Origin of the sequence: Limnoglobus roseus (assembly GCF_008254045.1) — a bacterium.
Lineage (GTDB): Bacteria > Planctomycetota > Planctomycetia > Gemmatales > Gemmataceae > Limnoglobus > Limnoglobus roseus.
The window spans coordinates 70,769-92,941 of the sequence record NZ_CP042425.1 but is presented as its reverse complement, the minus strand read 5'-3'; the positions used below and the strand labels follow the sequence as shown (position 1 = coordinate 92,941).

The following is a 22,173-nucleotide window of genomic DNA, read 5'->3' as shown; positions in this document are numbered from 1 at the left end:
CGAATGTAAGGGGCATGGGAAACAAACTGCTACCAGCCGGATACTAGGTAAGACAAGAAAAAACGATTCAGACTGCTCGTTTGCTTGCGTCCCCTCAAGTTCGTTCTAGGGTTCATCGCCCGAAACTGGGTCGAACCGAGGGGGTACGACACGGGCACCAACGAAACAAGTCACCCGGATGGGTGGCAAATTCGGCCGGTCAGGAATGACGGGCTGAACGATTGGGCCAGGAAAACTGTCCCTGTTGTCCGGCCTGAACCGCAGGATGGGGCAACAGAGCTGCCAACCCGGAGTTGGCAGACGGTAGGCTGAAATTGGCCGGCTCAACCCCTCGTGAGCCGCCGGACATTGCAACCGACACGAGGGGGAGAATTGTGAAACAAAAGAACTTGATTTTGATGGTCGTCGCGGTCGGGTGCGGTCTGGCGGCCGCGTTCCTGACCTCGCGGATGAGTGCGGGGCCGAAGACCGAGGCCATTCCGCAACGGGAAGTCTGGGTGGCGGTCAAAGACCTGAACCCGCCGACCAAGTTCACCAAGGAATCCATCAAGGACCTAGTGAAGAAGAAGGTGATGAACGCCAGCGACGTCGCGGAAGACGCGATCGAGACGGAAGAAGAACTGCTCGAACAGTCGCTCGTGCAAGCCGTGACCTCGAACGTGCCGCTGCAAAAGTCGCACGTGAACAAGAACGGCGAAGTGCCGATCCCGACCGGCAAGGCGGGGCTGATGTCCCTGAAGTTGCCGCTCGAACAAGTGACGCCGTTCATCAAGCCGACCAGCCGGGTGAACCTGCTGGGCACGGTGACGAACCGGACGACGAACAAGGTGAGCGGGACGGTGCTGATCCCGAACATGCACGTGACGGCCGTGGACAGCGATTACATCCCGGCCCCCGGTGCCCCGCAGGGCAAGATGCAGGTGCAGGTGATTACGCTCGCGGTTTCGATCGACGAGACCCGGCTGATCCGCATGGCCCAGACGGCCGGCGTGACCATGAGCCTCATGCTGATCGGCAAGCCGGAAGAACAGGCGAACGTCGCCAACAGCGAGTGGGACGTGGACCGGGTGATCGGCTGGATCAACGACGCGGCCTCGGGCAGCGGTGGTCAGCCGCAGGGCACGACCCCGCCCACGACGCCAACGCCGGTCGTCCCGCAGTACGTGAAGGTGCCGGTGGCGATCGAAGACCTGGCGGAAGGGCTGGAACTGACGAGTGACGTGATCGCGACGAAGTTCAAGATGATCGACTTCGTGGAAGCTCCGGGCAACGCCGTCGTGGACCTCAAGGGTCACATCGGCCACTTCCTGAAGAAGGAAGTCGGGGCGAACCAGTTCCTGACGGAAGCGATCGTCAGCAACAAGCCGCCGGTGAAGCCGACGAAGGCCGCCCCGGACGACGCCCCTTCGACGAAGGAAGGGACGGAACTGCCTCCGAAGGTCGCGGCGAAGAAGAAGCCTTTTGTGGACAAGAGCATCACGACGCCGAGCGGCACGAAGACGTTCCGCTACGAGCAACAGGAAGACATGAGCTGGAAGCTGATCGGCGAAATCCAACCGGACGGCACGATCGCCCCGACCAACGGCGGCATCGCCCCGACCCCGGCGGATGAAAAGAAGGCCGAGCCGCAAGGAGAACCGCGGCGGATCAGCTGAGCAAGACAACCCGGCGGGCCGCATGACGTGGCCCGCCCGCTAGAAACTGCCCCCGTCACGACGGCGGGGGCGTGCCCCGCGCCAGCAGGCCGGGAGTCCGGCCTGGCGATGAGCCTGGACCGACTGTTTGGGCGTTCGGGCGGGAGTAGCCCGCTAACCTTAGCGAGGAGAGGTGACAAGGATGCACCCGTTCAAACTCACCCGCCGACTGTTGCTCGGCGGATTGGCAACCGTGGCTGGCTTCCACCTGACGCAGGGTACCCCTGCCGTGGGCCAAGTCCCGGCGAAGTCCCAACCCGCGGCCAAGGACGCCGCCCTCGGCAAACCGGCCAAGGTCCGCATCGGCAAGAGCGGGGAACTGCTCGTGCCCCTCGGCGGGCTGGTCGAGTTCAAGCCGAAGTTGCCGGCCGGCGTGACCGTGAGCGGCACGATCGTCGCCAACGACCAGATTTTGCAGACGCGGCCCAGTGGTGACGACCCGGACGCCGTCCTACTCGTTGGCGTGAACAGTGGCGTGACCCGCATCACCTTCGCGCTGTCGAACAACAGCCGGGTCGAATACGAGGTCGTGGTCCAGCCGGACTACGAACTGCTCAAGAAGGTGATCTCGCGGGCGGTGCCAACGGCTAGTGTGGACGTCCTCCCCGGCGTCGGCAGCGGCATCATCCTGACGGGCTACGTGAACAAGCCGTCGGACGCGGACATCATCGCGCGGATCACGCAAGGGGCGACGGGCGGGACCGGGACCAACAGCGCCAACAGCGTCATCAACGCGATCCAGGTGGGCGGCCCGCAGCACGTGATGATCGAGGTCGTGGTCGCGCAGGTGAACCGCAGTGAACTGCGTACCCGCGGGGCGGACTTCTTCGTCAACGGGAACTCGGGGTCGTTCGCCAGCCTGCTCAGCAGCCTGATCTCGACGCAAACCTCTGGGTTCGCGGGGATCTCGAACGCGACGATCTCCCCGGACGCGAACCTGCGGATCGGCGTGGTCTCGTCGCAGTTGTTCGTCGCCCTGCGGGCCCTGCGGTCGGAAGGTCTCTCGAAGATCCTCTCTGAACCGAAGGTGACGACGCAGTCCGGTCGGCCGGCGGTCATCCGGTCCGGCGGGCAGCAGGCGGTGTTGAGTGCGACCGGGGGCGGCCTCGGCAGCATCAGCGTCCAACTGGAACAGGTCGGCACGTCGCTCGAAGTGCTGCCGATCGTGTACGGCGACGGGAAGATTTACCTCGAAGTGTCCCCGTCCATCCGGGCGCGGAACGACGGGTTCGGGATTCAGACGTCGGCCGGCTTCTCCCCCGGCTTCACGGAACAGTCCACCCGGGCGACCGTGGTGCTCGAATCGGGCCAGACGTTCGCCATCGGCGGGCTGCTGGAAACCAGCACCCAGGCCACGAACGTGAAGGTGCCGTTCATCGGCGACCTGCCGTTCATCGGCACGGCGTTCAGCCGGATCAGCCACGACGAGCGGGAAACCGAGTTGATCGTCCTGGTGACGCCGCGACTGGTGGACGCCCTGGACTGCACGCAAGTTCCCCGCCGCCTTCCGGGCCGGGAAACCCGCAGCCCCGACGATTATGAACTATTCTTGGAAGGGCTGCTGGAAGCCCCGCGGGGCCAACGGCAGGTGTGGAACGGCCGGTGCTACAACGCGGCGTACAAGTGTGACCCGACCTACGGGACGTTCCCGGCGAAGGGGAACATCTGCAACGGCGGCGTCGGCTGCAACACGGCGACGGGCGTTCTGACGACGGGCTGTGGCCCGACGGGGTGTGCCCCGGGGGGCGTGCCGACGACCTTGCCCCGTACGGTGTCGGCCAACCCGAAGCCGACGATCTCGGCCCCGGTGACGCTGACGCCCGAGGCCCCGGTGGTGAACGTGGGCGGGACGACCCTGCCCACCCCAGAAGTACCCGCGGCGGGCCTGGCCCCGACGGAAACGATCCCGACGATCGGGGTGACCCCCCTGCCGGACGTGGCCCCCGCGGCCGCCCCGGTCATGGTCCCGCCGATCCTCCCGGAATCGACGACGCCACTGCCGCCGATCGACGAGAAGAAGCCGTAACGGCGAGAAGTTGTGACCCCGTCGGCCCCGGATTGACCGGGGCCGACCCCGTGCCGGTGGCCGGGTTCGAGAATTGGTTCGTGCGACGATCCCTGGTTTTGCGGTAACGCCGTCATGCTCAAAGTTTGTATCGTTGACCCGACCGAATCCTCCCGCGAATCGCTCCGCGCCCTGCTGCTCAGCGTGGACTTCGTGTGGATGGAGTCGGAAAGTAACCGCTACGAGTATTTCGGGGACGTCATCCGCCAGTCGACGCCCGACCTGGCCATCGTCTCGCTCGACGGCGACCAGCAACGCGCCCTGCACACGATACAACAGTTGGCGGCCGAGCACCCGAAACTGGCCATCCTGACGATCAGCAAAAACCACCAGGCTCTTCTCCTCTCCCTGCAAAAGGGCGCCAAGTATTTCCTGACCGAGCCGGTCGAACTCGAAGACCTGCTGTCCGCCCTGCGGCGGGCGGTGGGCGACGCCGGCGGCCTGCAAGACACGAACGCATCGAGTGCCAGCAATTCCGCCCTCATGCCCAAGCAGGGCGGCCCGGCCACGGTGATCGCCGTCCTCGGCTCCCGCGGTGGCGTGGGGACGACGACGCTCGCGGTCAACCTCGCCGCCACGCTGGCCAACGACCCGGACAACGCCGTCGCCCTGATCGACCTCGACCTGGCCCTCGGCGACGCCGACATCGCCGTCGAAGTCCAGGGCATGGAGAATATCTCCATCGCCGACGTGGCCCGGAACATCCAGCGGCTGGACATGAACTACCTCAAGCGGGCGCTCGTCAAGCACGAGGCGACCGGCCTGTCGATCCTCCGGCACCCGCTGGAAATCCAGGACATGAGCCAGATTCACGAGGCCCACGTCGAGCGGATCGTGAACCTGCTCAAGATCAGCTACACGCACCTGATCCTCGACCTGAGCAAGTCGTTCCTGCCGACCGACCTGATGGGCCTAGAACTGGCCGACCAGATTTTGCTCGTCGCGCAGTTGGAGTTGGGCAGCCTGCGGAACGTCGTGCGGCTGAACCACCTGTTGAACAACCCGGACGACGCCCGCGGCGACCGCGTGAAGATCATCGTCAACCGCGTCGGGGCCGAGTCGGTCGAGGAAGGCATCAGCTTGAAGAAGGCCGAGGAAGTAATCGGCCGGCCGATTTACTGGCAGATCCCGAACGATTCGAAGTCGGTGATCGCCGCCCGCGTGGCCGGCCAACCGTTGGTGAAGCACGCCCCGAAGAGCAAGATTCAGCAGAACCTCCACGGCCTCGCTCAAACCTTGAGCGGCAAGGCGATGGCCGGTGCCCCGGGCGACAAGGACAGCAAAAAGGGCTGGTTCTCGTTCGGTAAGAAGTAACACCGGCACGACGAAATTGACGCACCCTGAGGAACAACGATGTCGCGGTTGCAGCAAGGTATCTCGAAACTCAATAGCCTCAGCGGGCAGAGCAATAGCGGTCTGTCCGGGCTGAGCCGGCTGTCCAGCCCGAGCTTTGGCGGCTCGAACGGCAGCAGCGGTGGCAAGAACCTGGAAGAGTTGAAGCGGCAGATCCACAGCAAGCTGGTCGAGCGGCTCGACTTCAGCCGGATCAAGGACCTGTCCAGCGACGCGATGCGGAAGGACATCCGCAAGGTCATCGAGCACCTGTGCGATACCGAGAACCCGCTGCTCAACCGGATCGAGCGTGAGAAGTTGATCGAGGAAGTCCTCGACGAAACGCTCGGCTTTGGCCCGCTGGAAGTGCTGCTGAAGGACCCGACGATCAGCGACATCCTGGTCAACGGTCCGAAGAAGATTTACGTCGAACGCCGCGGGAAACTGGAAAAGACCGACGTGGTCTTCCGCGACAACGACCACCTGATGCAGATCATCGACCGGATCGTGTCGAAGATCGGCCGGCGGGTGGACGAAACGAACCCGATGGTGGACGCCCGCCTGCCGGACGGCTCGCGGGTGAACGCGGTCATCGCGCCGATCTCGCTCGACGGGGCGAGCCTCAGCATTCGCCGCTTCGGCTCGAACCCGCTGAAGCTGGAAGACCTGCTGAACTACAAGGCGTTCACGCCGGAAATCGCGATGCTCCTAGAGGCGTGCATCAAGGCCCGCCTGAACGTGGTCATCAGCGGCGGTACGGGTTGCGGTAAGACGACGCTGCTCAACACGCTGTCGAGCTTCATCCCGGCCGACGAGCGGGTGATCACGATCGAGGACGCGGCCGAACTGCAACTGCAACAGGAACACGTGGTCCGGCTGGAAACGCGGCCGGCGAACATCGAAGGCAAGGGGGCCGTCACCACCCGCGACTGCGTGAAGAACGCCCTGCGGATGCGGCCCGAGCGGATCATCATCGGGGAGTGTCGGGGCGGTGAAACGCTCGACATGCTCCAGGCCATGAACACCGGCCACAGCGGGTCGATGACCACGCTCCACGCGAACACGCCGCGGGAAGGCCTGAGCCGGCTCGAAACGATGATCATGATGGGCGGGATCGAACTGCCGATCAAGGCCATGCGGCAGCAGATTTCCGCCGCCGTGGACTTGATCATTCAGGCCAACCGTCTGCAAGGCGGCCCGCGGAAGATCACGAGCATCACGGAAGTGAACAACATGGAACAGGACGTGATCATCATGCAGGAAATCTTCCGCTACCGGCAGCTCGGCATCGACCAGAACGGTCGGGCGTTCGGGCAGTTCGAGGCGACCGGCGTGCGGCCCTCCTTCGTGCCGCGGCTGGAACAGAAGGGCGTGAAGTTGCCGAGCAACATGTTCGCCGAGCGGGTTCTGCTCCGCGACTGATCGAGACGGCGACGAAACGACGAAACTGTACTGCGACCACGGACGGATCGCGGACCACCGAGCGGCGACCGAACGGCCCGCTCACTCAGGGAGGAGAAACGGCCTCGCGTGGGCCGAGCCGCGGGCGACACACGCTCCCAGGTATACCCCCATGAGTCCGCTTGTTTTGTCGGTGTTAATTGGTGCCCTCGTGATCGGGGCGGTGTTGGCCGTGATGCTGGCCTTCACCGGCCGCGACGACGGCCGGGCGACCGAACGGCTCGACATGCTCGTCGGCCGCGGCAGCCGCAAGGAGTCGTCCGCCGACCTGCTCTTGAAGCAGGCGCTGATGACGGTCGGCGACCGAAAGACGGTCTTTGACAAATTGACACCGGAATTCTTCAACGTCACGAAGATGGTGGAGCAGGCCGACGCGAACATCAAGCCGAGTGCCCTGTTCGGCATCGGCCTCGGCGTCGGGTTCGTGTCCTCGGTCATGGCGATCTGGATGGTGAACATCTACGTCGCCCCGGTGATGTTCCTCCTGACGTTCCCGCTGCCGTTCCTGTGGCTGTCGTTCAAGCGGAAGAGCCGCCTGAACCGGTTCGCCGCTCAACTGCCGGACGCCCTGGAGCTGACCGCCCGTGCCCTCCGGGCCGGCCACTCGCTGGCCGCCGGCCTGCACGTGGTTGCCGAGGAAATGCAGGCCCCGATCGCCAAGGAATTTAACCGCGTCTACGAGGAACAGAACCTCGGCATCCAGCTCGAAGACGCGCTCAAGAACATGACCGACCGCGTGCCGAACCTCGACCTGCGGTTCTTCATCACCAGCGTCGCCATCCAACGGCAGACCGGTGGTGACTTGGCGGAAATTCTCGACCGGATCGGCTACGTCATCCGGGAGCGGTACAAGATTCTTGGCCAGGTGAAGGCCCTCTCGGCCGAAGGCCGGCTGTCCGGCGTGGTGCTGATTGCCCTGCCGATCGGCTTGTTCTTCCTGATGCTGTTCATGAAGCCGGACTACGAAAAACTGCTCTGGACCGAACCCCTCGGCATCAAGATGTCGATCGGTGCCCTGATCGGCCTGATCGTGGGGGCGTTCGTCATCAAGAAGATTGTGGACATCAAAGTTTAGTCAGCAGGAGTCAGGAATCAGGAGTCGGGAACCAGGGTCAAGACCTGCGATCCCGCTCAAGTGATGATGCCTGACCCCTGACCTCTGACCCCTGACACCTGGAGCCTCACCGTGGAATTGCTGGCAATGTTTACCCTGGGGGACGCCTCGCCCGTGCTGGTGTTCTTCGCCATCATGGCCGGCACCTTCTGGCTGCTGTCCCTGATTTCGCAACGGAACAGTCAGGCCGAGGAACGGCTCGAGCGCATCGGCCGGCCGAAGTCGCTGGCCGAACTCGAGATGAACGACAAGGAGTCGAAGAACCGATTCAAGGGGTTGAAGGACCAACTGTCCAAGTTCGGGGCGGCGATGGAGCCGCAGTCGGACCTGGAGAAGAACGGCCTCAAGGTGAAACTGGCCAACGCCGGCTTCCGCCACGAGAGTGCCCCGGCCGTCTACCAGGGGATGCGGGTCGCGTGCCTGGCCCTGTTCGCCGTGCCGTCCGCCCTGTTCTTCTTCATGACGATGGGCATCAACCTCAAGGCCATCCAGTACGTGGTGGCGATCACCGGCATCGGCTTCTACCTGCCGATGCTCGTGCTGGCCTTCCTGAAGAGCGCTCGCCAGAAGGAGATTTTCATCACCCTGCCGGACGCGCTCGACTTGCTCGTGGTGTGCGTCGAATCGGGCCTGGGTCTGGACGCGGCGATGCGGAAGGTGACGGAAGAAATGAAGGGCCACGCGAAGGTGATTACCGAAGAACTCGCGCTGGCCAACCTGCAGTTACAGATGGGCCGCCCGCGGCGTGAGGTGCTCCACGACCTCGGCGTGCGGACCGGCGTGGACGACGTGCGGGCGCTGGCGGCGATTTTGATTCAAGCCGACCGGTTCGGGTCGAGTATCGCCCAGGCATTGCGAGTTCAGTCGGATTCGATGCGAACAAAGCGGCGGCAAATTGCCGAAGAGAAGGCAGCGAAGACCGCGGTGAAGCTGATCTTCCCGCTCGTGCTGTTCATCTTCCCCTCCGTGTTCGTGGTCCTGGTCGGCCCGGCGGCCATCCAGATCTACCAGAACTTGATCCTGAAGGGCGTCGGCGGCGGCGGCTGAGCCGCGACGAGGTGGGGCGGTGAAGGGGTGAAGGGGTGACACGAACGGGATGGGGTTTCCTCGCCCGTTCGCCCAGACGAGTTTCGAGACTTTCCAACACCGGGCAGGACGCCCGACGGTTGTTCAAGGAGGAATGTGATGAAACGAATCTACCGGATGGCGTTCGTGGCGGCGGTGGCCGCGGGCACAGTCGCCGGGACGGGGTGTGCGGGCAACCGCCCACCGCTCGGCGAGCGGTACCGCAACGCGGTCGACCCGTCGTGGCCGGAACGGTACAACCACGTGGCCCGGCAGGAAACGCTGGCCCCGTTCCAGGTGCAGGCGCAGAACGGCGCGTACCTCGACCACACGGTGTGGAACTACCACTTCGAGAAGGACTCGGACAAGCTCTCCCCGGCCGGGATCGAGCGACTCGACTACCTGTCGCGGAAGCGCGGCAGCGAGGACGGCAAGATCTACCTGCAAACGGCCCGCGACGGCGGGTTCGACCCGAACGCGCCCGAGAAGTACGCCGACAGCCGTCGCGACCTCGACCAGCGCCGCGGCAACGCGATCCTGAAGTACCTCTCGGCCCAAACGGCGTCCAACCCGATGCCCTACGAAGTCGTCGTCCACGATCCGGGTGACGTGAGCTTCCCGGCCCAGTTCCTGGGGAACGCCGTCCGCGGCCTGCAACTCCAGTACGGAGCGAGCATCAACGGCCAGGGCGGCGGTGGTGGCGGCGCCGGGAACACCGGCACCAGCGGTAGCAGCACGAGCGGTAGCGGCGGCGGTTCCTCCGGTAGCGGCGGTTCTTCCGGCGGCGGCAGCTCCTCCGGGGGCGGCGGTAGTGGGAGCGGATATCGGTAAGACCGGCCGTACAGCACGGACCGTTCCGCCAGGCAGGGTGGCCCCACACGAGTGCGGGCCACCCTGCCTGGTTGTTTTGTTTTTTTCCGCCCGGCCGCCGACTTTGAGACGGAGATGGAACTAGAGTTCGGTTGCAGACCTCGCACCGGTCGATCCGACACCGTGAGACACACCATGACTCGCCTCTGGAAGCAGACATTCGCCGTGGCGGCCCTTTTCGTGCTGGCCGCCCCGCCGCTGGCGGCGGCCGAACCCCTCTTCGCGCAAAAAAGCGTTCTCCACAAGTACTGGGACGGCTTCGCCGATTACTGGGGCGGCTCGCTCAAGAGTCAGAGCACCATCACGATGGTCGTCGTCGGCACCGGTGCCATCGCCCTCTTCATCATCACTCGCGGCAAGTGGAAGAAGTGACGTCAATTCGGAGCACAGAATGCGGAATGCGGAACTAAAGACCGCCCGCAGCCCGGCTCTTGGTTTTCATTCCGCGTTCCGAATTCCGCACTGGTCCCGAACACCCCTCACTGAGACGAGACAACTCCGATGACCACCACCCTTCGCCCGCCCGTGATCGATTGGGAATCGTCCAACCCGACGCCGGAAGTGCCGGTCGCGCCGGATTCGCTCAAGGAGTGTGGGCTGACGCAGTCGTTCCTCGGCGACATGCTCATGCGGACGGTCTACGCCAAGGGGCCGATGGTCGGCCGCGACCTGGCCACGTTCCTGTGCCTGCCGTTCAAGATCATCCGCGAAACGCTGCGGTGGCTGAAGGACGAAAAGCTCTTCCAGATCGACGGCGGTGACCTCGTCGGCGACGTGAGTTACCGGTTCAGCCTGACCGACCTCGGCCGCAACCGGGCCGCGGAGGCGACGAAACAGTGCGCGTACATCGGCCCCGCGCCGGTGCCGATCGAGGACTACGTGGAACAGTGCTACCGGCAGGCCGTCACCGGCCTGCAGTGCTACCCGGAAGCCCTGCGGCAGCCGTTCAGCCACCTCGTGCTGAAAGAAGACATGTTCAACGCCATCGGCCCCGCGATCATCAGCGGCCGGTCGGTGTTCATCTACGGCCCCCCGGGCAACGGGAAGACCGCGATGGCCCGCAGCATCGGCGAGTTCATGAACACCGCCGGTGGGTCGATCTTCGTGCCCTACGCCTTCGTGAGCGACGGCAACATTGTCACCGTGTACGACCCGTCGTTGCACGTGGCCGACGACACGCCGCAGGAGTTCGGCGACGAGGCGGATGCCGCCGTGCGACGACTGTTGAACACCGGCTCGGCTGACCAGCGGTGGGTCCGCATCCGCCGGCCGGTCATTGTGACCGGGGGCGAACTCAACCTGGAAATGCTCGACCTGCGGTACAACAAGGAGTCGAACTTCTACCAGGCCCCGATTCACTTTAAGGCCAACGGCGGCGTGTTCCTGATCGACGACTTCGGCCGGCAGTTGTGCAGCCCGAAGGAACTGCTCAACCGGTGGATTCTGCCGCTCGAAGACCGGCACGACTTCCTCACGCTGGCCAGCGGCAAGAAGATCCAGGTGCCGTTCGAGCAGCTCATCATCTTCAGTACGAACCTCGACCCGAAGGCACTCGTGGACGACGCCTTCCTGCGGCGGATTCGGCACAAGGTCGGCATCAACGCGCCGACGCAGGACGTGTACCAGAAGATCTTCGCCGGCGTGTGCAAGAAGCTCGGCATGAACTACGAGCAGCCGGCCGTCGAGTACCTGTACGAGCGGTACTACAACAAGGGCCGTGCGCCGCGGGCGAGCGATTGTCGCGATTTGCTGGAAATCGTGCAGTCGATCTGCCGATACAGACGGCAACCCGTGCACCTGACGCGCGACTTGATGATTGAGGCGGCCAACAGCTTCATCGCGGAATTCCAGTAACGAATTCCTCAAGTCCGGCGGCCGGCACGGCGTGAGGACAAGTCATGGATGGCCGACGGTGGAAAACTTGGGCGGTCGCGTCACTTCTAACCGCCGGCGTGGGGTGTAGCGGGACGGGCAAAAAAGACCTCACGTCCGGGGTGACGCCCCCGCCGGCCGCCGGCGGCGGGAACGCCGTCTCGCGCATGTTCGCGACGAAGCCGCCCGGCGCGACCGCGCCGAAGTTCCAGCCGGCCGACGCCGTCGTTGACAGCGGCAAGAAGAAGGGGCCGATCAAGCCGGACACCATCGCCGCCCTGGCGAACGCGCAGGTCGGTGCGGCCTTCGATTTCCAGCAAGACGGGCAGGTCAATCCGAACCTCGACCGGATGACCGACGAGGCCCGGATGAAGTTCCAGAAGGCCCTCGAAGCCGACCCGAAGAACAAGGACGCCCTCCTCGGCCTCGCGCGGCTCTACACCCGCCTCGGCGACCGCGAGCGGGCCGTCGGCACCCTCCAAACGCTTCTCAAACACCACCCGGACGACCACAAGACGGCCTACGAGTTGGCCCTCACGCACGCCCGCTTCGAAGATTGGACCGGCGGCATGGCGGCGTGCCAGCGGGCACTCTCCGGCGACCCGGAGAACCGCCGCTACCAGAAGACGCTCGGCATTCTCACCGCCCGCAGTGGCGACTTGGAGAAGGGCTTCGACACGCTGGCCCGGGTGACGTCGGAGGCGGAGGCCCGCTTCACGATGGCAAAGCTGTTGCAGGACATGGACCGGCCGGAATTGGCCCACCAACAACTGCAACTGGCGGTGAAGGCCGACCCGACGTACACGCCGGCCCAGGAGTGGCTCGCATCGTTCAGCGGTCAGCCGCAGACGCCGCCGCAGAACCCGGTGCAGGCGGTGGAATACCGCGAACCCGTCGGAAACTAATCGCGATTGGAAAAGACGCTCAAAGCCCAGGCACGGCCGTGCCTGGGCTTTCGGCTTTGTACTGCCGCGCCAGCCAAGTCATGAACCGCTCGAACACGCAGTAGAACACCGGCACCACGATCAGCGTCACCAGCGTCGCGAGGATGCTGCCGCCGATGATGCTGCGGGCGAGCGGGGCCCGCGTCTCCGAACCGGCACTCACGCCGATGGCGAGCGGGATCGCGCCGACGATGGTGGCGATCGAGGTCATCAGGATCGGCCGCAGGCGCACGCGGCCGGCTTCCAGCATCGCCGCGGCCGGCGACACGCCCTTCCGCCTGCGGAGTTGGTTCGCGTAGTCCACCAGCACGATCGAGTTCTTCTTCACCAGCCCCGCGAGCAGCACCAGGCCGATCATGCTCATCATGTTCAGCGTGTCGCCGTACCACCACAGCGTGGCCAGTGCCCCGGTCACGCCGAACGGTACGGCGAGCAGCACCGTGAGCGGGTGGACGAACGACTTGAACTGCACGCCGAGGATCATGTACGCGAACACGAAGCCGAGGGTGAGGCAGCCCCACATCGAGGACATCGTGGTGGCCATCGCCGAGGCGTTGCCGAGCGGCACGAAGCGGTAGTTCTCGCTCAGGCCCATCTCGTCCCGCACTTGCTCCGCGATCTGGAGGCTGCGGGAAATCGCCTCGCCCTGCGACGTGCCGGGGGCCATGTTCGCGGTGAGTTCGACCTTCCGCTGGTGGTTGTAGCGGTGGACCGTCGGCAGCGTGGAAATGACCTTCACCGTTGTCACGTCGCGGAGCGGGATGAGCTTGCCGTCCTCGTTCTTGACGAAGTCGTCGAGGATGGCGTCCGGGGCCGACCGCTGACTTTCCTGGTACCGCAGTCGCACGTCGTACCGCCGGGCCGTGGAGCCGACGGCGACCGGGGTGAACCGACCGTCGCGGAAGCCGCCGGTGCCGACGGCCAGCACGAACGCCAGCCGCCGCATCGACACGTTGCGGGCCGCCGCCTTCTCGCGGTCCGGGATGATCTGCACTTCTTGCATCCCCGGGCGGAAGTCGGTGTTCACGTCCGTCACCACGCCGCTCTCAATCATCTTCAACCGGATGCGCTCGGATAACTGCGTGATCGTGTCGAAGTCCGACCCCTGCACGGCGAAGTTGACCGGGAACCCGCGTGTCGGCGTGAACCCCTGTGTGGACAGGTCCAGCACTACCGGCCGCATCCCGGCCACCCCGCTGAGCCGCTTACGGACTTCGTTCATCACGTCGGTCTGCGTCAGCGATCGGTCCGACGACGGCACCAGCCGGACGAAGATCGTCCCCTCGGTGACGAGCGACCCCGGCCGGAAGGAGATCGTGCAGAACAGCGACGCGATGATGTCTTCACCGCTCTCGGGGTCTTTGATGTCCGCGATGAGCGCCTCGGCCTTGCCCGCGACTTCTTCGACGTACTCGATGTTCGTGCTGATCGGGCAGATCACGTTCACGACGAACCGATTCTGGTCCTCGCTCGGCACGAGTTCGCGGCCGATCGGCCGCACGCCCAACCGGGGGGAGCCGACGACGAACACGCCGGCCGCCGCCGCAATGAGGCCGCCGGCGACCAGCCACGGCCACGGGAACCAGAGGGCGAACCGCAGGACACGCAAGTAGATGAACGACGACAGGTCGAGCAGTTTGTTCGTCGGCCACACGACCAGCAGGGTGAGCAGTCGGAAGGGGAAACCGAGAACGCGCCAGATCAAGGCTCGGCGCGGTTCCGGCTGGCCGGGGTGCTTCACCGTGAGGAACAGCGAGCACAACATCGGCGTCACGGTCAAAGCGATCACGAGAGACAAGAGGACCGAGACCGTCACGGTGATGCCGAACTGGTAGAAGAACGCCCCAATCGAGCCTTGCATGAACGCGACCGGCAGGAAGATCGCCACGATCGACAGCGTGGCGGCGATCGCGGCGAAGCTGATCTCCCGCGCGCCGTTAATGGCCGCCGCCCGCCGCTTCTCGCCGAGTTCCATCCGGCGGTAGATATTCTCCAACACCAGGATCGCGTCATCGACGACCACGCCGACCGACAGCGACAGGGCGAGCAGCGTCATGAAGTTGACGGTGAAGCCGAGCACCTTGATGGCGATGAACGTGCCGATGAGCGACGTGGGAATGGCCACGCAGACGTTCATCGTCGTGCCGAAACTGCCGAGGAAGATGAACGTCACGAACGCGGTCAGGGCCACGCCGAGGACGAGGGCTTCCTTCACTTCCTCGATGTCGTCCTTGATGAACAGCGAGAAGTCGGTCGAGACGCTGACCTCGATCCCCTCTTGCGCGGCGAGCTTCTGCAACGCGGGCAGCTTCGCCTTCACCTCTTCGCAGACCTGCACGACGTTCGCGCCGGTGGCCCGCATGACGCCGACGCCGACGGTCGGCTCGCGGTTGTACCGGGCGAACGACCGCTTGTCGGCCATGCCGTCTTCGATGGTGCCGTACTCGGTGAGGTTGACGAGTTGGCCCTTCGCGTTCATCATCGTCAGGTCGCCGAACTCGCCGGCGGTCTTCGCCTCGCCCATCGTGCGCACGTCCGACTCGCGCTTGCTACCGTCCAGATACCCGGCCGGCATCTCGACGTGCTGGTCGCGAATCGCCTGGAAAGCGTCGAGCGCGTCCTGGTTCCGCCCGCGGAGTTTGTCGCGGTCGAGCCAGACGCGCATGGTCCGCTGCCGCAGACCGCCGAACATCACGCCGCCGCAGCCGTTGACGGTCTGCACCTCTTTCTTGAGTTTCGTGTCCACAAACTCGTTCAGTGCCTTCAACGGCTTCTTGCCGTGGACGCCGAGCCAGATGACGGGGAACTTGTTAAAGTTCAACTTCGAAATCACCGGCGGGTCGATCTCTGTCGGCAACCGCCCGGCCGCGGCCGACACGGCGTTCCGCACGTCCTGCATGCACACGTCCACGTTCTTGTCGAGGCGGAAGTACACGGTGACGGAACTGACGCCGTAGGAACTTTGCGACTGCACGTAGTCGATGCCCTCGACCTGCGACACGGCGTCTTCGATCACGTCGGTCACATCGTGGTCCATGATGTCCGGCGAGGCGGAGTCGTAGTACGTGGTGATGCTGACGACGGGGAAGTCGAGTTCCGGGAACTGGCTCACGCCGAGGCTGCGGTACGCGAGGGAGCCGAAGACGAGCAGCGCGGCCGCGAGAACGACGGCGAACACCGGGTTCTTGATGGCGAGGTCGGAGAGTCGCATGAGGCCAGTGTAACCGGGACCGCCGGCCGGGGCGACTATTTCACGCGGGGTTGTACTAACGCGCGGATCGGTTCCGGGAGTACATCCCATGATGCCCGGTACGTCTCTTCCAGCGGCATCGGCACGTACACACCCGGTTGGATGAACAGCGGCAGCGGCGGCAACTCGTCACCGACCGCGAGCGGTTCGACGTAGGCTGTCAGGGGATAGCCGGCATCATACGACGCGGCCGTCAAAGTTTTCCCTTCCGGCCGCGGTTCGAACGGCTGGCCGGCGATTTCGTCCCAGATGGCCTGGTGGATGCCGTCGGGGTCGCGGATTGTCGGTGGGAACACGTCGATGACGACGACGTGAACGCCGTTGCGGAGGAACTCGGCCACTTTGCCGGTGAACGACCGGACGGCGTTCACGCTATCCTTGTTGCCGGGGGAAACGATCTCGATAATCGCCACGACGCGGCCGAGGTTGTGTCGCACGGCGATGCGGTTCGCCTTGCGGGCGTAGGCGGCCGGTTCGTTCTCGAACTTCGCTACCTGCCGTACACGCGGCGGCCGGTCTAGGACCGTTACCCCGCCCGGCGGCGGAGGCGAAGGTGTGCGGGTCTGAAATGTCACCACGTCCGGTTCCGGCCCGCTCACCCGCTGGTCGGCCATCGCGAAATAGCCGGGTGGCAGTACCCCGCGGTTGAGGGCGTTCCGAACCTCGATTGACCAACCTTGGTGGAAGTCATGGAACGTCCCGGAATCGACGCGCGTCCAGTCGTGAATCGGCATCGGCATTATCCTCCTGGGATGCCGCCATTCTACCGCGATCCGCACCGCAGAGCCTCCGCGTCGCAGCTAAACGGAGTCTTCGGGCGGCTGCTTCTCTCGCTCACGCTTCTCGGACACGGGGTCGAACTTTTGTGCCTCTTGCATATGAGCCGCTCTCCGTTCATATTGTTCCGGCAGCATCTTCCCCATCTTCCTTGGCGGCCGTTCGAGGTCCCCGTTCTCGCGAATAATGCCCAGATCGACTGCAACGCAACGCCCTCGTAAAGCATGGGCACGGGCAACTTGAATCGTATCACAGTAGAACACATGTTCTCGGCAGCCTTCGCAGTGTCGGACTTTCGGATTAGCGGTGAATTTGAGCTTCTCCCACCGTTTCGGGCACTCGAACTCAAACTGCGGAGGTGCCTCGCTCGTTTGAGTACGTCGAAGGTGCGCCGTGATTCTTCTACTCTGGAACGCCCAAATCTGCCGCGGCTGACCGCACCGCTCAATCATGAGCTTGCTGACCACGGCCAGCCACTTTGTGTCCAAGTCAGCCGCCAGTGCCTGAAGCCGCTTGGCGTCCGGCTCTGCCACGGCTTCCAACCGCAGGAACTCGGCCTTCGCGGCCCGATCGCGTTCCTCCAGCCAGTCGGCGTAGACCAGCCGCACCACGTCGTCGGCGGGGTTGTCGAGTAACTTCCGCAGGAAGGCGTCTTCGTCGGTCATTGTGGGCCACCTCCGGCTCGGGTAAGTAGAATTCCCACCGGACACATCCTACCACCGCAGGGTTCACCATGCCGCGCTTCCTCTCTCTCACACTGCTGTTACTCGCCCCGGCGTTCGCCGCGGCGGCCGACCCCGTCGGGCACCGCATCCTCGGGGCCGACTACGCCACCGGCAAGATCGCCATCGTCAACGCGAAGGGCGATGTCGAGTGGGAGTTCGCCAACAAGCACGACGTTCACGATCTGCAACTGCTGCCGAACGGCAACATCCTCACGCACACGTCGGGCACCACCGTCGTCGAGGTTTCGCCAGAGAAGAAGATCGTCTGGAAGTACGAGGCGAAGCCGAAGGACGGGTACAAGGGCCGCATCGAGGTTCACAGCTTCCAACGGCTGGCCGACGGCAACACGATGGTTTCCGAGGGCGGCAACTCGCGGATCGTCGAGGTGAACGCGGACGGCAAGATCGTCAAGGAGATGCCGCTTCAGGTGAAGAAGTCCGACGCCCACCGGGACACCCGCCGCGTGCGGAAGTTGGCCAATGGCCACTACCTCGTGGCCCACGAGGGCGAAGGGGCGGTGAAGGAGTACGATGACGCCGGCAAGGTGGTGTGGGAGTACAAGATCGACCTGAATAACCGCCCGGTGTCCGGCGGGCACGGCCCCGAAGGGCACGGCATCAACCTGTTCTCCGCGGTGCGGTTGGCCAACGGCAACACGCTCATCGGCGGCGGCAACAACAACCGTGTCCTCGAAGTGAACCCGAAGGGCGAAGTCGTGTGGCAGGTCGATCAGAAGGATCTGCCCGGCATCACGCTCGCCTGGGTGACGACGGTGCAAGCCCTCCCGAATGGCAACGTCGTCATCGGCAACTGCCACGCTGGGAAAGAGAACCCGCAACTGATCGAAGTGACCCGCGACAAGAAGGTCGTCTGGACCTTCAAGGACCAGAAGAACTTCAACAACAACCTCGCCTCGTCGCTGATCTTGGATGTCGAGGGCGTGGTTCGCTAACGACGGCACCTTATGGAACCCAGAGCGGAAGCGACGGGGTGGGTGGGACTGTCTCTCCACCCCGTCGCTTCCGCTCTGGGTTCCAAGAATTGATCGCCGTTGCCTTCGCCCGCGGTTTCCCGAAGATGACCGCATGGCCAACCTTCGCACCGCCCTTTACGACGCGCACGTCGCGCAACACGCCCGCATGGTCCCGTTCGCGGGCTGGGACATGCCGGTGCAGTACGCCAGCATCATTGAAGAACACAAGGCCGTGCGGTCGGCCGTCGGCATGTTCGACGTGTCCCACATGGCCCGCTTCTCGTTCGGCGGCACCGACGCGGCCGCGCTGTTGGAGAAGGTCTTCACCAACAGCGTCGCGACGATGAAGGAGATGCAGGTCCGCTACGGCCTCGTCTGCAACGCCGACGGTGGCACCCTCGACGACGTGATCGTCTACCGCTGGCCCTACGGCTACGCGATGGTGGCGAACGGCTCGAACCACGACAAGATTCTCGCCTGGCTGAAGCAACACGCGACCGGCGACGTGCAAATCACGGACGAAACGCCGTCCACGGTGATGCTCGCCGTGCAGGGGCCGAAGGCGATCGACGCCGTCGCGGGACTGTTCCCCGACGACGTGTCGAAACTGAAATACTTCTTCGCCCTGCCGACGCGCTACCATGATCGCGGCTGCGTGGTGAGCCGCACCGGGTACACCGGCGAGGACGGCTTCGAAATCACCGTGCCGAACGAACTCGGCGTCGCCCTTTGGGACGCGATGCTCGCCCGCGGCGTGAAACCGTGCGGCCTCGGCTCGCGGGACACGCTCCGCCTCGAAGCCGCCATGCCGCTCTACGGCCACGAACTGACCGAGAAGATCGACCCGTTGCAAGCCGGCCTCGACTGGGCTGTGAAGCTGAACAAGGACTTCATCGGCCGCGACGCCCTGAAGAGTGCGAGCGAAGCCGCGGGCCACCGGCCGAAGCGCGTCGGCTTGTTGCTCGAAGGCAAGCGGGCGGCCCGCCAGGAGTGCGTGCTGCTCGCCGACGAATCCACGCCCGTCGGCGTCGTGACGAGTGGCAGTTTCGTCCCGTGGCTCGACCAGTCGATCGCGATGGGCTACGTCGCCCCGCGGCACGCCGCCCCCGGCACGCCGTTGCTCGTCGACATTCGCGGCACGCACGTCCCCGCGGCGGTCGTGCCCCTGCCGTTCTATTCCCGCAAGAAGTGAGGACCGCGAACATGGATTTGGACGCCCTGCGCTACGCGCCGACCCACGAGTGGGCGAAGCTGGACGGCGACATCGTCACCGTTGGCATCACGCAGTTCGCCGTCGAGCAACTGACGGAGCCGACGTTCCTCGACTTGCCGAAGGTCGGCAAGGTGCTGAAACTCGGTGAAGAAGCCGGCGTGATCGAGTCGGTGAAGTCGACCAGCGGCGTGAACGCCCCGGTCGCCGGCGAAGTGGTGGAAGTGAACACGAAACTGATCGACGACCCCGCGACGAAGCGGAAGGCCGACCTGTCGCTGGTGAACAACGACCCGTTCGGCGAGGGCTGGATGTTCAAGGTGAAAGTCGCCCCCGGCACGACACTCGACAGCCTGCTGTCGAAGGCCGACTACGAGAAACAAATCGCGGGGCACTGATCGAGGCCCTCGTTCCGCTTGGTGGTCGCCTCACCAGTGGCCGAACTCTTTGGCAGTGAATGCTCATGGCGGGTGCCGAGGGGTCTTCGATGAAGCCCCCTCGGCACCCGCTCCAATATTCTGTCTCGAAGAACGCCCTTCCTAATACCACCGTCTGACTCATCTCGACGACTCACTGCCGGACCGTTTGCTCGCGACTACCTGTTAGTTTGTGCGATCAAACATCTTCGCGAATCTGGCGGCGCGTACCGGCCGTACCGTAGGGCGGATCGAGTTTCGGAACCCGCAGGCACTTCCCCTATTCCGGCTACGATCCCCACACTGGAGTCGACACATGCACGACGAGCGAGACGAACCCATCGAAGTCACCGGGGCAGACACATTCATCCCCGTTGCCGAACCACTCGCCATGGGAACCCCCGACGAGGGCGACCCGATTTTGCCCCCCGGCGTACCAGTCCCCCTCCCCGGCGGGCCGATCCCGATTCCGCTGCCGCCCATCCGCCTGCCTTGCAAACTCGATTTCAAGGAAGGCTGCTACCGGCTCACGTTCCAGCCGACGTTCCGGATCGCCGAGTTCCACGGCACCCTGCGGGTGGACAAACACGGCGGCGAGGGGACGACCGTCAGCGGCGACCTGTACCGCTTCCCATCGATCGCACTACCCGCGCCGCACGACGCCGACGGCGAGTCGCCGCTGCCGTTCCCCATCCCCGTCCCCTTTCCGACCCGCCTCAACATCCCCGTCTACCCGCGGAACAAGTATTCCTCGTACTGGAAGGTGACGAAGTTGACCGTGCCCCTGTTCATGCCGTGTCGCATCACCATGACGGTCGAGGAGTACGCCTACACGCAACCGCCGGCCGGGTCGTCCGACGGGTCGTTCCCGGCCACGCCGTCGCGGACGCTCACGGTGGTTCTTACGAAGGCGACGCCGCCGGCCGGGTTCAGCGGGCCGTTCTTCAGCGGCACCGTCACCCAGGGGGGCATGGACCGCGGCACGATCACGCTCGGGTGGGTGTCGTCGTTCTTCCGCCGGGCGACGGTCGAGATCGGCGTCCTCGCCGGGTCCGTCGTCCCGGACCCAGTCCCGGCCGCGGGCGGCGGCACGGAGGACTTCGCCAACGTCTTCGCCACGGCCGGGTGGAACGTGACGACCATTCGCAACCCGACACCCATCCCGGTCCCCGCCGGCGTCACCGCGACCAACTGCTGGTCGTCCGCCGATTTGCACGCGGTGATGTTGGCCAACCGCAGCCCGTCGGCCGACCTGGACAAGACGTGGTGGATGCACCTGCTCATGGTGCCGGCGAAGATGGGGTGCGGCCGGGGCGTCATGTACGACACCATCGGCGTGCCCCGCGATGGGGTCGCGTCGTTCAGCGACGACGGCTACCCGAGTGGCGATTCGAGCAACTTCGGCACGGCCGAGAACAAGAAGCAGCGGGACGTGCCGCGGGCGTTCATGCGGAGCGCCTGTCACGAAGTCGGCCACGGGTTCAACCAACAGCACCAAGAGATCACCGGCTTCGGCGAACCCGGGGCCGACAACTCGATCATGACCACGTCGCCGAGCGTGGCCGACGTGTTGGGCACCGCGACGACCGGCGCGGCCGGCGTCTTCCCGGACAATATCCGCCTCGGGTTCAACGAGCACGTCCGGCACCACCTGATCCACTTCCCCGACCCGGTCGTGCGGCCCGGCGGCATGTCCTTCGGCACCGGCCACAACACGGTCGTGCCGCAGACTGACATCGACCGCGTCTTCCTGGACGACGACCAGTTGGCCCTGACCATCGAGTCGGCCCCACGGGTCAAGCTCGGCCAACCGTTGGCGGTGTCTTGGAAGCTGACGAACAAACTGGGGAAGCCGATCCCCGTGCCGACCGACCTCCGCCGCGAGGCCCTGCACGCCCGCATCACCGTCGTGACGCCGACCGGGGCCACCCGGACCGCACCACCGGCGGCCATCATTAGCGACGCCGGCAGTATTAAGTATCTCGCGCCGGGCGAGGCACGGTCGGCGAAGACGACGCTCTTTTACAGTTCGAAGGGGTTCACGTTCCGCACGCCGGGGCAGTACACGCTGAAGCTCGACATCACCTGGGAGTACCGCGGCGTCCCGCTCGGCGTGCGGGCCGAGGCGGGCGTGTGGGTGGACTACCCGGTGTCGGACGCCGACAACGAGATTGCCTCGTTGATGTTGCACCCGGACGTCGGGGCGATGGTCGCGACCGGCGGGCAGACGCACCACCGCCCGGCCGCGGCTGCACTTCTCCAGGAGGCCGTTACCCGCCACCCGGAACACCCGGTCACCAAGGCGATGGCCAAGTACGTCAGTGGCCGGTAGCCGGTCGCCGGAAGGTCTTCGCCCACGGCGGCACGTTCATCCCGGACCGCCGCCGATTGACCTTGCGGCCTC

The 22,173-nt window shown here is 64.9% G+C and carries 17 protein-coding genes; 14 read left to right on the top strand and 3 right to left on the bottom strand.

Annotation, left to right across the window (positions count from 1 at the left end; translation table 11 throughout):
- Positions 1–374 precede the first annotated feature (374 nt).
- The 10 genes from cpaB to PX52LOC_RS00335 all read left to right on the top strand — a co-directional run bounded on the left by cpaB (position 375) and on the right by PX52LOC_RS00335 (position 12,378).
- Positions 375–1,655, top strand: coding sequence for a Flp pilus assembly protein CpaB (gene cpaB / locus PX52LOC_RS00380; protein WP_149108208.1), 1,281 nt, complete (start codon positions 375–377; stop codon positions 1,653–1,655).
- A 181-nt stretch (positions 1,656–1,836) separates the two neighbouring features.
- Entirely contained in the window at positions 1,837–3,720 is a 1,884-nt protein-coding gene (locus tag PX52LOC_RS00375) for a hypothetical protein (RefSeq protein ID WP_149108207.1), read from the top strand.
- A gap of 114 nt (positions 3,721–3,834) precedes the next feature.
- Positions 3,835–5,073, top strand: coding sequence for an AAA family ATPase (locus PX52LOC_RS00370; protein WP_149108206.1), 1,239 nt, complete (start codon positions 3,835–3,837; stop codon positions 5,071–5,073).
- 39 nt (positions 5,074–5,112) lie between these two features.
- On the top strand, positions 5,113–6,513 hold the full coding sequence (locus tag PX52LOC_RS00365; RefSeq protein WP_149108205.1) for a CpaF family protein: 1,401 nt from the start codon (positions 5,113–5,115) through the stop codon (positions 6,511–6,513).
- Between the two features lie 151 nt (positions 6,514–6,664).
- Positions 6,665–7,627: a type II secretion system F family protein gene (locus tag PX52LOC_RS00360; RefSeq protein ID WP_149108204.1), complete on the top strand. Its 963-nt coding sequence runs from the start codon at positions 6,665–6,667 to the stop codon at positions 7,625–7,627.
- Between the two features lie 111 nt (positions 7,628–7,738).
- On the top strand, positions 7,739–8,713 hold the full coding sequence (locus PX52LOC_RS00355; RefSeq protein ID WP_218575253.1) for a type II secretion system F family protein: 975 nt from the start codon (positions 7,739–7,741) through the stop codon (positions 8,711–8,713).
- Between the two features lie 138 nt (positions 8,714–8,851).
- Positions 8,852–9,562 (top strand): hypothetical protein, encoded by a 711-nt coding sequence (locus tag PX52LOC_RS40165; protein WP_168218702.1) that lies wholly within the window; start codon positions 8,852–8,854, stop codon positions 9,560–9,562.
- Positions 9,563–9,736: 174 nt separating this feature from the next.
- A complete protein-coding gene (locus tag PX52LOC_RS00345; protein WP_149108203.1) occupies positions 9,737–9,973 on the top strand; it encodes a hypothetical protein in 237 nt (78 codons plus the stop codon).
- Between the two features lie 129 nt (positions 9,974–10,102).
- Complete coding sequence (locus PX52LOC_RS00340) at positions 10,103–11,455, top strand: ATPase (RefSeq protein ID WP_149108202.1); 1,353 nt, start codon at positions 10,103–10,105, stop codon at positions 11,453–11,455.
- Between the two features lie 44 nt (positions 11,456–11,499).
- Positions 11,500–12,378 carry a tetratricopeptide repeat protein gene (locus PX52LOC_RS00335; RefSeq protein ID WP_149108201.1) on the top strand — a complete coding sequence of 293 codons (879 nt, stop codon included), beginning with the start codon at positions 11,500–11,502 and terminating at the stop codon, positions 12,376–12,378.
- 19 nt (positions 12,379–12,397) lie between these two features.
- On the opposite strand, the gene PX52LOC_RS00330 is transcribed toward PX52LOC_RS00335, so the two are convergent.
- From PX52LOC_RS00330 to PX52LOC_RS00320, 3 genes are all read right to left on the bottom strand, one after another.
- The gene (locus PX52LOC_RS00330; protein ID WP_168218735.1) at positions 12,398–15,628 is read right to left on the bottom strand and encodes an efflux RND transporter permease subunit; all 3,231 of its coding nucleotides are present in this window, start codon (positions 15,626–15,628) and stop codon (positions 12,398–12,400) included.
- A 35-nt stretch (positions 15,629–15,663) separates the two neighbouring features.
- Entirely contained in the window at positions 15,664–16,401 is a 738-nt protein-coding gene (locus PX52LOC_RS00325) for a DUF4058 family protein (protein WP_168218734.1), read from the bottom strand.
- 66 nt (positions 16,402–16,467) lie between these two features.
- The gene (locus PX52LOC_RS00320; protein ID WP_149108198.1) at positions 16,468–17,109 is read right to left on the bottom strand and encodes a TIGR02996 domain-containing protein; all 642 of its coding nucleotides are present in this window, start codon (positions 17,107–17,109) and stop codon (positions 16,468–16,470) included.
- Between the two features lie 68 nt (positions 17,110–17,177).
- On the opposite strand from PX52LOC_RS00320, the gene PX52LOC_RS00315 reads away from it, so the two are divergent.
- The 4 genes from PX52LOC_RS00315 to PX52LOC_RS00300 all read left to right on the top strand — a co-directional run bounded on the left by PX52LOC_RS00315 (position 17,178) and on the right by PX52LOC_RS00300 (position 22,101).
- The gene (locus PX52LOC_RS00315) at positions 17,178–18,122 is read left to right on the top strand and encodes a beta-propeller domain-containing protein (RefSeq protein WP_149108197.1); all 945 of its coding nucleotides are present in this window, start codon (positions 17,178–17,180) and stop codon (positions 18,120–18,122) included.
- Positions 18,123–18,255: 133 nt separating this feature from the next.
- Positions 18,256–19,335, top strand: coding sequence for a glycine cleavage system aminomethyltransferase GcvT (gene gcvT, locus PX52LOC_RS00310; protein WP_149108196.1), 1,080 nt, complete (start codon positions 18,256–18,258; stop codon positions 19,333–19,335).
- An 11-nt stretch (positions 19,336–19,346) separates the two neighbouring features.
- Positions 19,347–19,751, top strand: a complete 405-nt coding sequence (gene gcvH, locus PX52LOC_RS00305) for a glycine cleavage system protein GcvH (RefSeq protein ID WP_149108195.1) — start codon at positions 19,347–19,349, stop codon at positions 19,749–19,751.
- A gap of 334 nt (positions 19,752–20,085) precedes the next feature.
- The gene (locus PX52LOC_RS00300; protein ID WP_149108194.1) at positions 20,086–22,101 is read left to right on the top strand and encodes a hypothetical protein; all 2,016 of its coding nucleotides are present in this window, start codon (positions 20,086–20,088) and stop codon (positions 22,099–22,101) included.
- Positions 22,102–22,173: the final 72 nt, after the last annotated feature.

Excerpts from the sequence above, each read along its gene's own strand:
- PX52LOC_RS00375 (WP_149108207.1), top strand. The coding sequence starts at position 1,837 with ATGCACCCGTTCAAACTCACCCGCCGACTGTTGCTCGGCGGATTGGCA.
- PX52LOC_RS00370 (WP_149108206.1), top strand. The coding sequence starts at position 3,835 with ATGCTCAAAGTTTGTATCGTTGACCCGACCGAATCCTCCCGCGAATCG.
- PX52LOC_RS00365 (WP_149108205.1), top strand. The coding sequence starts at position 5,113 with ATGTCGCGGTTGCAGCAAGGTATCTCGAAACTCAATAGCCTCAGCGGG.
- PX52LOC_RS00360 (WP_149108204.1), top strand. The coding sequence starts at position 6,665 with ATGAGTCCGCTTGTTTTGTCGGTGTTAATTGGTGCCCTCGTGATCGGG.
- PX52LOC_RS40165 (WP_168218702.1), top strand. The coding sequence starts at position 8,852 with ATGAAACGAATCTACCGGATGGCGTTCGTGGCGGCGGTGGCCGCGGGC.
- PX52LOC_RS00345 (WP_149108203.1), top strand. The coding sequence starts at position 9,737 with ATGACTCGCCTCTGGAAGCAGACATTCGCCGTGGCGGCCCTTTTCGTG.
- PX52LOC_RS00340 (WP_149108202.1), top strand. The coding sequence starts at position 10,103 with ATGACCACCACCCTTCGCCCGCCCGTGATCGATTGGGAATCGTCCAAC.
- PX52LOC_RS00335 (WP_149108201.1), top strand. The coding sequence starts at position 11,500 with ATGGATGGCCGACGGTGGAAAACTTGGGCGGTCGCGTCACTTCTAACC.
- PX52LOC_RS00330 (WP_168218735.1), bottom strand. The coding sequence starts at position 15,628 with ATGCGACTCTCCGACCTCGCCATCAAGAACCCGGTGTTCGCCGTCGTT.
- PX52LOC_RS00325 (WP_168218734.1), bottom strand. The coding sequence starts at position 16,401 with ATGCCGATTCACGACTGGACGCGCGTCGATTCCGGGACGTTCCATGAC.
- PX52LOC_RS00320 (WP_149108198.1), bottom strand. The coding sequence starts at position 17,109 with ATGACCGACGAAGACGCCTTCCTGCGGAAGTTACTCGACAACCCCGCC.
- PX52LOC_RS00315 (WP_149108197.1), top strand. The coding sequence starts at position 17,178 with ATGCCGCGCTTCCTCTCTCTCACACTGCTGTTACTCGCCCCGGCGTTC.
- gcvT (WP_149108196.1), top strand. The coding sequence starts at position 18,256 with ATGGCCAACCTTCGCACCGCCCTTTACGACGCGCACGTCGCGCAACAC.
- gcvH (WP_149108195.1), top strand. The coding sequence starts at position 19,347 with ATGGATTTGGACGCCCTGCGCTACGCGCCGACCCACGAGTGGGCGAAG.
- PX52LOC_RS00300 (WP_149108194.1), top strand. The coding sequence starts at position 20,086 with ATGCACGACGAGCGAGACGAACCCATCGAAGTCACCGGGGCAGACACA.